Origin of the sequence: Flavobacterium sediminilitoris, from assembly GCF_023008245.1 — a bacterium.
Taxonomy (GTDB): domain Bacteria; phylum Bacteroidota; class Bacteroidia; order Flavobacteriales; family Flavobacteriaceae; genus Flavobacterium; species Flavobacterium sediminilitoris.
Window position 1 is genome coordinate 694,612 of record NZ_CP090145.1, and the last position, 12,142, is coordinate 706,753.

At 36.1% G+C, this 12,142-nt stretch carries 4 protein-coding genes, 2 tRNA genes and 3 rRNA genes; 2 read left to right on the top strand and 7 right to left on the bottom strand.

Annotation, left to right across the window (positions count from 1 at the left end; all coding sequences use genetic code 11):
• Positions 1 to 65 precede the first annotated feature (65 nt).
• Complete coding sequence (ahcY, locus tag LXD69_RS03345; protein ID WP_045969253.1) at positions 66 to 1,382, top strand: adenosylhomocysteinase; 1,317 nt, start codon at positions 66 to 68, stop codon at positions 1,380 to 1,382.
• Between the two features lie 174 nt (positions 1,383 to 1,556).
• Positions 1,557 to 2,657, top strand: a complete 1,101-nt coding sequence (locus LXD69_RS03350; RefSeq protein ID WP_246917573.1) for a DUF4407 domain-containing protein — start codon at positions 1,557 to 1,559, stop codon at positions 2,655 to 2,657.
• Positions 2,658 to 2,691: 34 nt separating this feature from the next.
• Here the strand turns inward: LXD69_RS03350 and LXD69_RS03355 are convergent, their stop codons facing one another.
• The 7 genes from LXD69_RS03355 to LXD69_RS03385 form a co-directional block, all read right to left on the bottom strand.
• Complete coding sequence (locus LXD69_RS03355; protein WP_246917575.1) at positions 2,692 to 3,438, bottom strand: PH domain-containing protein; 747 nt, start codon at positions 3,436 to 3,438, stop codon at positions 2,692 to 2,694.
• A 1,555-nt stretch (positions 3,439 to 4,993) separates the two neighbouring features.
• Positions 4,994 to 5,103, bottom strand: a 5S ribosomal RNA gene (gene rrf / locus LXD69_RS03360).
• A 146-nt stretch (positions 5,104 to 5,249) separates the two neighbouring features.
• Positions 5,250 to 8,125 (bottom strand): 23S ribosomal RNA (locus LXD69_RS03365).
• A gap of 119 nt (positions 8,126 to 8,244) precedes the next feature.
• Positions 8,245 to 8,318, bottom strand: a tRNA-Ala gene (locus LXD69_RS03370).
• A gap of 90 nt (positions 8,319 to 8,408) precedes the next feature.
• Positions 8,409 to 8,482: transfer RNA gene (locus LXD69_RS03375), tRNA-Ile, on the bottom strand.
• 86 nt (positions 8,483 to 8,568) lie between these two features.
• A 16S ribosomal RNA gene (locus LXD69_RS03380) occupies positions 8,569 to 10,086 on the bottom strand.
• The 16S, 23S and 5S rRNA genes sit together here with 2 tRNA genes alongside, the layout of an rRNA operon.
• Before the next feature lie 823 nt (positions 10,087 to 10,909).
• Complete coding sequence (locus tag LXD69_RS03385; protein ID WP_246917578.1) at positions 10,910 to 12,142, bottom strand: ABC transporter permease; 1,233 nt, start codon at positions 12,140 to 12,142, stop codon at positions 10,910 to 10,912.

A 12,142-nucleotide genomic window follows, 5' to 3' on the forward strand; every position in this document is an offset into this window, starting at 1 on the left:
TTTAATAATTAAAAATGGATTTTGTACCTTTGCCATTCAAAATTAATAATACAAATATACAATAGATGAGTTCAAATACGACAACTTATGTGCCTTACAAAGTAAAAGATATTACTTTAGCAGATTGGGGAAGAAAAGAAATTGAATTAGCTGAAGCAGAAATGCCAGGTTTAATGGCTTTAAGAGCAGAATATGGTACAAGTCAACCTTTAAAAGGCGCTCGTATTGCAGGATGTCTTCATATGACAATTCAAACTGCTGTTTTAATCGAAACTTTAGTAGCTCTTGGTGCTGATGTAACTTGGAGTTCTTGTAATATTTTTTCAACTCAAGATCATGCTGCTGCCGCTATCGCTGCTGCTGGAATCCCTGTTTATGCATGGAAAGGTCTAAATGAAGAAGAATTTGACTGGTGTATTGAACAAACTTTATGGTTTGGTGAAGACAGAAAACCATTAAATATGATTCTTGATGATGGTGGTGATTTAACGAACATGGTTTTTGATCGTTTTCCAGAATTAATTGAGAATATCAAAGGTTTATCAGAAGAAACAACAACTGGAGTTCACCGTTTATATGAAAGAATGCAAAACGGAACTTTACATATTCCAGCAATCAATGTAAATGACTCTGTAACTAAATCAAAATTTGACAATAAATATGGTTGTAAAGAATCGGCAGTTGATGCTGTTCGTAGAGCAACAGATATTATGTTAGCAGGTAAAAGAGTTGTAGTTTGCGGATATGGTGATGTAGGAAAAGGTACTGCTGCTTCTTTTAGAGGAGCTGGTTCTATCGTAACAGTTACAGAAATAGATCCAATTTGTGCTTTACAAGCTGCAATGGACGGATTTGAAGTTAAAAAACTAAACACTGTTGTAGGAAATGCTGATATTATCATCACTACAACAGGAAATAAAGATATCGTTCTTGGTTCTCATTTCGAACAAATGAAAGATAAAACAATTGTTTGTAATATTGGACACTTTGATAACGAAATTGACATGGCTTGGTTAAACAAGAATCATGGAACATCAAAAATCGAAATCAAACCACAAGTTGATAAATATACTATTAATGGAAAAGATATCATCATTTTAGCAGAAGGACGCTTAGTTAATTTAGGCTGTGCAACAGGTCACCCAAGTTTTGTAATGAGTAATTCATTTACAAACCAAACTTTAGCGCAAATCGAATTATGGACAAATAGCGCTGCTTACAAAAATGAAGTATATATGTTACCTAAACATTTAGATGAGAAAGTAGCTGCTTTACATTTAGCTAAGCTAGGTGTTGAATTAGAAACATTACGTGAAGATCAAGCAAAATACATTGGAGTTCCTGTTGAAGGTCCTTTCAAACCAGAATATTATAGATATTAATTTTTAATAACTATTTTAAAATTATTTATAGAAACCCTTACATTAATGTAAGGGTTTCTCTTTATCTAATTATTTTTCAACAATTTAACAACAATTTGAAACATTTGTGATTAAATTTGTACTAATCAAAAATTGAACTTATTTTCAATACAATCATCATCAAAAAACAATATTATGTTAAAAACCTTCTTTATCTTATGTTCAGGAGCCGATAAGAATCTCATCAATTCTTGCTCTAATGCAGAACAAAACAAATATGCCGGAATTGGCGCTACCGTTTTTTTTACTGCTATAATGGCTTTTATTGCCGCAAGTTATGCATTATACACCGTTTTCGACACCATCTACACTGCAATAGGTTTTGGTCTCATTTGGGGATTACTTATATTCAATCTTGATCGATTTATTGTTTCTACTATAAAGAAAAGAGATAGTTTCTGGAAAGAATTTCTTCAAGCAACTCCTCGAATCATACTAGCTATCATTATTGCAATTGTCATTTCAAAACCTTTAGAAATTAAAATTTTTGAAAAAGAAATCAATACAGTTTTACTTAAAGAAAAAAATGCAATGGCCTTAAACAATAAAAAAGAAATTTCTAATTATTTTCAAAAAGATTTAGACAAGAATAAAGCGCAAATAGATAGCTTAAAAAATAATGTCCTAAAAAAAGAAAAAGAAGTTAATAATCTATACACTGTTTACATTACTGAAGCAGAAGGAACAACTGGAACGAAGAAATTAGGAAAAGGGCCCGTTTATAAAGAAAAACGTGAAAAACACGATTCCGCTCTAAAAGAGTTAGAAACTTTAAAAAACACTAATCAATCTAAAATTAACGAATTAGAAATTCAAATAAAAGAAGTTCAAAATAATTTAGAAAACAAAATAACAGAGACGCAACCTATAATAAACGCATTTGATGGTTTAATGGCCAGAATAAACGCTTTAAACAAATTACCTTGGCTACCTTCATTCTTTATAATGCTATTATTTCTAGCAATAGAAACCTCTCCCATAATTGCCAAACTTCTATCTGGAAAAGGAGAATATGATTACAAGATTGAAGATTATGAAATGTTTACTTTAAACGCACTAACCCAAAATAAATATCAAAGTGAACTACAACTTAAAACAGATGCCGAAATTTATGATAAAATATATACTGACATTAAAGAAGACAATGAGCTATATAAATACAAAAAACAAAAAGCAACAGAATTATTAAAATTACAAGCAGATGGATTTGTTGAAAAACAAAAAAAATCATTATAAACTAAAAAAGGGAATTTATAAATTCCCTTTTTTTCTACATATAAGTCAAAATTTCCTTTTTAAAACTATCATACTCGCCTTGTAAAATTAACCCGTTATCCAATAACCTCTTGTAATTTTGGAGTTTTTCAAACAATTCATCCTGAGATAATTCACTCAATTTTCGCTCTGATCCTAAATCAACACTATTATCTACTCTAGCTTCTTCATATCGAATAATTTGCTCATTAACAGGAATAATTTCAGCAAAATCAAACACTTCTTCAGACTTAGTCTCTTCAAGAACTGTTTTTTCAGATTCCTCATTTTTAAAAATTATATCTTCAGAAACAAATTCAATTGCACTCACCGAAGACTCTTCTTTATCAATCTCTTTAATTACAGGGTTTTTAAGAATCTCCAGTTGTTCTTTAGCAAAAGTATATAGTTTTCTTGCTTGATTCTTTGGTAAATAATCTATTGTATATGTTAAATCTGACTTCGTTGTAAAAGTAAAATCAGCCCCTAGAATTCCTTCTTTAACAAAACTACCTGTAATATCATCCCAATCATAATCTACAAACTCCATCGATAAACCAAGATTTTTAGGCTTACACAATATTATCCTTTTATTTGTAACAACAATACTATCAGGTAATATTGTTACTGCTGGTTTCTTTTGTACAGCTATGTAACCAATATCTTCATTAGACATTAATAAATTTTCAAGCTTAGCCGTTATTTTATCAATCGATTTTGGATCTTGATCTTCGTTTAGTATTTTTTTTAAATTCTCAAGCATAATTATCTAACATAAAAAATTATTACAACAAATGTAACTTGTAATTTTTTAATATTAATTATCATACACAAATTTATTTATAAAAAACAGTCAAAGTATGACACTATACAAAATATGTGTAATAAATACCCATTATAATTATACAGTAACGCTTTTTTACACAATTACATAATATGAGTAAAAAAATTAAAACACTATAATTCAAATACTTATAATCAATTTCAACATCTAACACAAATTGGCATGATTATTACATTTAAGTACATAACAAACATAAACAGACATGAAAATTATTAGTTGTTTTATTCTTTTAAGCAATTTAATAACTTTTAAAATGGTAATTTATTTTTCTTTTGAAAGATTATATTGTTAATATGTTATTAAGAGTTAGTTATATTCATAATAAAAGTATTAAGCCACTATTAAAAGCACTTTCTGGTTAGTTAAATAAAAGTATTGGGATTAATTTTATTTATCTGAAGTTAAAAAAGGAAACAATTGTTTCCTTTTTTTTATTATACCGTGTTTTGAAATAATGACATATAAAACAATATCCATCCAACAAAAAGTCGGATAAATTTTCTACGATTACATACTTAATTAACATCCTATCACTCATCTATTATACAAATCAATAATAATTGTGAGATATAAACAACCTTTAACTATTCTTATATAGGTTTAAAATACCCAAACTTCTTCATTCAAGGATTTCACTGTAAAACTTCTATTCAAAAAACTTATACAAACTTAATACGGATGATTAGAATCTATTACAACTTTAAAACATCTTTAAAATTTACTTCTCAAAACATTAAATTCGCATCAATTTAGCAACTTATTTTTTTGATACTTGACAACTATTCCCTTTAGTTGTATCAACTATTCTAGAGTTTCCGTACGTTTGGTTACTTGCTTCAAAAACTTCTTTTTGGAATTTCTATCTTTATTTTGACGCAATAATTAAGCCCATAAATAGGATAAATTATGGAAAATTCTGTGATAAAAACTTTAAAATTACGATTGCAGAATTGTTAAAATCAGGTAGATTAATAAAAGATATTAGTCAAGAATCCAGATTAAATGACAGTATAGTACAAAGGTAACTAAGAGAATTTAATTCAAAAGCAGAAGATTTCACTAAAAAGATAGAACTATCTATCATTGAAATTATTCAACAATAATATGTGTTAACTTGGTAATAGCTAAGAATAATAGAAAAACAACTCTAGATCATATATTTTATTCCAGATCTACTATTTTACTTATGCAAGAGTAAATAACACCAAAATATGTATACCCTAAGAGGCATAAAAACAGTACTTTATGTAGTATAAATCATAAGTAAAAGACTTTTGGAGAGCTAATGGTAAAATGACTTCTATAAAATACTGCATAAAACAAATATAGTTTTAAAATAGTAATAAATCAATTCAATAAATAAGGATAAGCACTAGTACCTACTTAAGATATTAGTAATCATTTAAAAATAGCGAATATCCAATAAATTTTAAAAACAAAAAAACCCTAATCGTACTGATTAGGGTTTTTAAAAGAAAGGCGGCGACATACTCTCCCACAGGATTGCAGTACCATCTGCGCAGGTGGGCTTAACTTCTCTGTTCGGAATGGGAAGAGGTGAGCCCCACCGCAATAACCACCTTAAGAGGTTATAATTGCTTTAGGCAACTATTTGTAATATACATTTATTTTTCAAAATGAATAACTACAATAATATCTTAACATATTGAGACAAGAAAATCTATTTTTTACAGAAAGTTTCTCCCTGCGCCTTGCGGCGCAGGAAAAGCGTACATAAGCTTACGGATTATTAGTACTACTCGACTATGACATTACTGCCTTTACATCTATAGCCTATCAACGTGGTCATCTTCCACGATCCTTAAAAGAAATCTCATCTTGTGGTGGGTTTCGCGCTTATATGCTTTCAGCGCTTATCCCTTCCAAACGTAGCTACTCTGCAGTGCTCCTGGCGGAACAACAGATACACCAGAGGTTTGTCCAATTCGGTCCTCTCGTACTAGAATCAGATCCACTCAAATTTCTAACGCCCACAGTAGATAGAGACCGAACTGTCTCACGACGTTCTGAACCCAGCTCGCGTGCCACTTTAATGGGCGAACAGCCCAACCCTTGGGACCTTCTCCAGCCCCAGGATGTGACGAGCCGACATCGAGGTGCCAAACCCCCCCGTCGATATGAGCTCTTGGGGGAGATCAGCCTGTTATCCCCGGCGTACCTTTTATCCTTTGAGCGATGGCCCTTCCATGCGGAACCACCGGATCACTATGCTCTACTTTCGTACCTGATCGACCTGTATGTCTCTCAGTCAAGCTCCCTTATACCATTGCACTCTACGCACGGTTACCAAGCGTGCTGAGGGAACCTTTAGAAGCCTCCGTTACTCTTTTGGAGGCGACCACCCCAGTCAAACTACCCACCAAACAATGTCCCCCACTTAAGCGGGGTTAGGCCTCAGACAAGCAAAGGGTGGTATTTCAACAATGACTCCACAACGCCTAGCGACGCCACTTCAAAGTCTCCCACCTATCCTACACATCACGTGTCCAAGGTCAATATTAAGCTATAGTAAAGGTGCACAGGGTCTTTTCGTCCCACTGCGGGTAATCGGCATCTTCACCGATACTACAATTTCACCGAGCTCATGGCTGAGACAGTGTCCAGATCGTTACACCATTCGTGCAGGTCGGAACTTACCCGACAAGGAATTTCGCTACCTTAGGACCGTTATAGTTACGGCCGCCGTTTACTGGGGCTTCAATTCAATGCTTCTCCGAAGATAACATCTCCTCTTAACCTTCCAGCACCGGGCAGGTGTCAGGCCCTATACTTCATCTTACGATTTTGCAGAGCCCTGTGTTTTTGATAAACAGTCGCCTGGACCTTTTCACTGCGGCCAGCATTGCTGCTGGCGACCTTTCTCCCGAAGTTACAGGTCTATTTTGCCTAATTCCTTAGCCATGAATCTCTCGAGCACCTTAGGATTCTCTCCTCAACTACCTGTGTCGGTTTACGGTACGGGTACTTATAATCTAAGTTTAGAAACTTTTCTTGGAAGCCCTTAGGCACACTATCCCTTTGTCCGAAGACTCCGAGTACTATCGTATTTCACCATTCTCTACGGATTTGCCTATAGAGAATATAGTTAGGTACTTCAACGAACTATTCCGTCAGTTCGCGGTGCTTTCATCACTCCGTCATTCCATCACAATTATAAGTAGTACGGGAATATTAACCCGTTGGCCATCGACTGTCCCTTTCGGGTTCGCCTTAGGACCCGACTAACCCTCAGCTGATTAGCATAGCTGAGGAAACCTTAGTTTTTCGGTGTGCGGGTTTCTCGCCCGCATTATCGTTACTTATGCCTACATTTTCTTTTCTAAACAGTCCAGCAATACTCACATATCACCTTCAACCCAGTTTAGAATGCTCCCCTACCACAGATTAATCTGTCCATAGCTTCGGTAGTATACTTATGCCCGATTATTATCCATGCTCGTCCGCTCGACTAGTGAGCTGTTACGCACTCTTTAAATGAATGGCTGCTTCCAAGCCAACATCCTAGCTGTCTAAGCAGACAAACCGCGTTTTTTCAACTTAGTATACATTTGGGGACCTTAGCTGATGGTCTGGGTTCTTTCCCTCTCGGACATGGACCTTAGCACCCATGCCCTCACTGCTGAGCATCATTATATAGCATTCGGAGTTTGTCAGGAATTGGTAGGTGGTGAAACCCCCGCATCCAATCAGTAGCTCTACCTCTATATAACTAATTCAGCGCTGCACCTAAATGCATTTCGGGGAGTACGAGCTATTTCCGAGTTTGATTGGCCTTTCACCCCTACCCACAGGTCATCCCAAGACTTTTCAACGTCAACGGGTTCGGACCTCCACTGTGTGTTACCACAGCTTCATCCTGCCCATGGGTAGATCACACGGTTTCGCGTCTACCATTACTGACTATGGCGCCCTATTCAGACTCGCTTTCGCTACGGATCCATACCTGAAGTACTTATCCTTGCCAGCAACGGTAACTCGTAGGCTCATTATGCAAAAGGCACGCCGTCACCCCACGAAAGGGCTCCGACCGCTTGTAAGCGTATGGTTTCAGGATCTATTTCACTCCGTTATTCACGGTTCTTTTCACCTTTCCCTCACGGTACTGGTTCACTATCGGTCTCTCAGGAGTATTTAGCCTTACCGGATGGTCCCGGCAGATTCACACAGGGTTTCACGTGCCCCGCGCTACTCAGGATACTGCTATCTATATCTTCTCTTACCTATACAGGACTATCACCTTCTTTGGTTAACCTTTCCAGGTTATTCTAATTCAATCCGCATAGAATGTCGCAGTCCTACAACCCCAAAATTGCCGTAACAACTTTGGTTTGGGCTAATCCGCGTTCGCTCGCCACTACTTACGGAATCACTTTTGTTTTCTTCTCCTCCGCCTACTTAGATGTTTCAGTTCAGCGGGTTTACTCTCCTATCGGAGTACTATGTCTTCAACATAGTGGGTTGCCCCATTCGGATATCTACGGATCAATTCGTGTGTGCCAATCCCCGTAGCTTTTCGCAGCTTATCACGTCCTTCATCGCCTCTGAGAGCCTAGGCATTCCCCATACGCCCTTATTTTGCTTATTGTACTTGTTTTTCAAATGTTATACGAATATAACACCCGAAATTTGTGCTTTCTATTATATTTTTATATTTTCTTTTTTCAATATGTCAATGAACTTTTATACTTTCTTACAAAGTATTCGTGGAGAATATCGGAGTCGAACCGATGACCTCCTGCGTGCAAGGCAGGCGCTCTAGCCAGCTGAGCTAATCCCCCATTTAGTAGTCAATAGTTAACAGTTTGCAGTTAACAGACTTCAAACGGCTTACTCAACCTCTAAAATTTCCTATAAAAACTCGAAAATTGTAGTCCCGGGCAGACTCGAACTGCCGACCCCTACATTATCAGTGTAGTACTCTAACCAGCTGAGCTACGAGACTCTGTTTTCTTTAGTTTTTATTGTTTTTTGAACTAACAGCGAGAGTAAAATCAATCTCTTATACATACAACTTTATCTTTTCTCTAGAAAGGAGGTGTTCCAGCCGCACCTTCCGGTACGGCTACCTTGTTACGACTTAGCCCCAGTTACCAGTTTTACCCTAGGCAGCTCCTTACGGTCACCGACTTCAGGTACCCCCAGCTTCCATGGCTTGACGGGCGGTGTGTACAAGGCCCGGGAACGTATTCACCGGATCATGGCTGATATCCGATTACTAGCGATTCCAGCTTCACGGAGTCGAGTTGCAGACTCCGATCCGAACTGAGACCGGTTTTGAAGATTCGCATCATGTCACCATGTAGCTGCTCTCTGTACCGGCCATTGTAGCACGTGTGTGGCCCAGGACGTAAGGGCCGTGATGATTTGACGTCATCCCCACCTTCCTCGCGGTTTGCACCGGCAGTCTCGTTAGAGTTCCCGACATTACTCGCTGGCAACTAACGACAGGGGTTGCGCTCGTTATAGGACTTAACCTGACACCTCACGGCACGAGCTGACGACAACCATGCAGCACCTTGAAAGACGTCCGAAGAAAAATCTGTTTCCAAATCTGTCGTCTCCCATTTAAGCCCTGGTAAGGTTCCTCGCGTATCATCGAATTAAACCACATGCTCCACCGCTTGTGCGGGCCCCCGTCAATTCCTTTGAGTTTCACACTTGCGTGCGTACTCCCCAGGTGGGATACTTATCACTTTCGCTTAGCCACTCAAACCGAAGTCCGAACAGCTAGTATCCATCGTTTACGGCGTGGACTACCAGGGTATCTAATCCTGTTCGCTACCCACGCTTTCGTCCATCAGCGTCAATCATTTAGTAGTAACCTGCCTTCGCAATTGGTATTCCATGTAATATCTAAGCATTTCACCGCTACACTACATATTCTAGTTACTTCCTAAACATTCAAGCCCTACAGTATCAATGGCAGTTTCCTAGTTGAGCTAGAAGATTTCACCACTGACTTATAAGGCCGCCTACGGACCCTTTAAACCCAATGATTCCGGATAACGCTTGGATCCTCCGTATTACCGCGGCTGCTGGCACGGAGTTAGCCGATCCTTATTCCTACAGTACCGTCAAGCTGCTACACGTAGCAGTGTTTCTTCCTGTATAAAAGCAGTTTACAACCCATAGGGCCGTCTTCCTGCACGCGGCATGGCTGGATCAGGCTTGCGCCCATTGTCCAATATTCCTCACTGCTGCCTCCCGTAGGAGTCTGGTCCGTGTCTCAGTACCAGTGTGGGGGATCTCCCTCTCAGGACCCCTACCCATCATTGCCTTGGTATGCCGTTACCATACCAACTAGCTAATGGGACGCATGCTCATCTTGTACCGTTGGAACTTTAATAATCAGAAGATGCCTCCCGATAATACTATGAGGTATTAATCCAAATTTCTCTGGGCTATCCCTCTGTACAAGGTAGATTGCATACGCGTTACGCACCCGTGCGCCGGTCTCAAGTTAGCAAGCTAACTCTACCCCTCGACTTGCATGTGTTAGGCCTGCCGCTAGCGTTCATCCTGAGCCAGGATCAAACTCTTCATCGTATATTTTAATTTTGTACGATAATCGCTGACGTATAGTCTAATTCAATTTACTCTCTTTTACTTTATAACTTAAATCACTTTAAGTTATGCTGTCAATCCAATATGTCTATGAACGTGTCATTCTTTTTTATTCCGCTATTCTCTCGTTTAGCGGCTGCAAAACTACAACCTTCTTTTTAATCTCGCAAGCTTTTTTTGAAATATTTTTTAAAAGTTTTTCTTAAAATTAATCCCTAAAAAATCTTACTCAACATGTATCAGAACTTCACTTGTTTAGCGGGCTGCAAAGGTAATTCTTTATTTTGAAACTGACAAACTTTTTTTGAAAAAATTTTTCTTTTTTTTGCCAACTCATAACCTTCGTTATCTCTCAAAAAAATCACTCATGAACTTCGCTTAAACTTATCACCTCATCCCTTATCTCTAAAGCATTTCAGTGAAATTGTTTGCGGGTGCAAAAGTAACTCTTTTTTTTGAAACTGACAAACTTTTTTTGAAAAAAATTTTTCTTTTTTTTATCAGCTAAATAACTACCGTTATATTCCAAAAATCTTTATATGAACTTGCCTTGATTGCGGGTGCAAAAGTAGACACTTTTTTCATTCCCACAAGACTTTTTTAAACTATTTTTAAATCTTTTTTAATCATCCCTAAAAATCAATTACTTACAAATAATCTTTTTTTAACCTTTACATAACTTTATAAAATAATCAACCCTAAACACAACAACCAAACCTCTAAAAATATCTTAACACACACAAATCCTACACACACACAAATTATTCTCAAACTTAATCTCCTATATATATAAAGAAAATAAAAGCTATTCAAATCTAATAGCTCTAACTGGAGAAATCTTTGTTATTATAAAAGATGGGATCAACAATACTATCAAACATACTAATATAGTTCCTAGGTTTAAAAATAAAATATAACCAACATTAATATCAACTGGAGCTTGACTAACATAATAATTTTCTGGATCTAATTTTACAATTCCAAAATATTTTTGCAATAACAAAAAACTAATAGCAATTCCATTACCCCACAATAAACCTCTAACTATTATATGGGCGGCATTATAAAGAAATATTTTTCTAATATTCCAATTATTAGCTCCTATAGCTTTCAAAATACCAATCATCTGGGTTCGTTCTAAAATTAAAACCAACAATGCTACTATCATATTAATAGTAGATACTATTATCATTACAATTAAAATCACTATAATATTAAAATCAAATAATTTTAACCATTCAAAAATACTATAGTACTTATCTATTATTGTTACACTATTATATATAGGAGGTGTTGCTTTGTAAATTTCTTTTCCCTTTTCCTCTATTTTAGTAAAGTCATCAAGAAAAACTTCAAAAGAACCTACTTCAGTCTCTTTCCACTTATTAATATGTTGTATATGTCTTAAATCTCCAATAACAAAATTAGAGTCAAACTCTTCAAATCCAGAATTAAATATTCCTATCACTTTAAAGCTTCTAAGATTATATCCTTTATTTCCTTCCTTAATGAAATAGGTCCTACAAATATCATTAAGTTTAAGATTTAATCTGTTAGCTAAATATTGAGACATTACAACTTCATCTGTTCTTTCATCTTTTAAGTTTGGTATTTTGCCTTCAACTAAGTACTCCTTTATATTATTCCAATTATAATCTTTACCAACTCCTTTAAAAATAATCCCTTCTACCGTTTCCTCTGTTCGAATCATAGCCGCCTTTGTTGCAACAGCTTGAATATGTCTTACACCCGAAACTGTTTTAAAGTCTGGATAAAATTCTTGAATTGTTGAGATAGGAACAGTGCTTCCTTGTGATTGATTATCATCATAAGTAGAAATAATAATATGACCGTTAAAAGCTGAAATCTTATCTCTTATTTTATTTTGGAGTCCAATTCCTGTCGCAATTGACATAATCATCATGATAACACCTATTGCAATAGCAATAATTGCAATTTTTATAATTGGCGAAGAAACACTACTTTTATGACTTTTAGTTCTAACAAGTCTTTTGGCTATAAAATATTCTAAATTCAA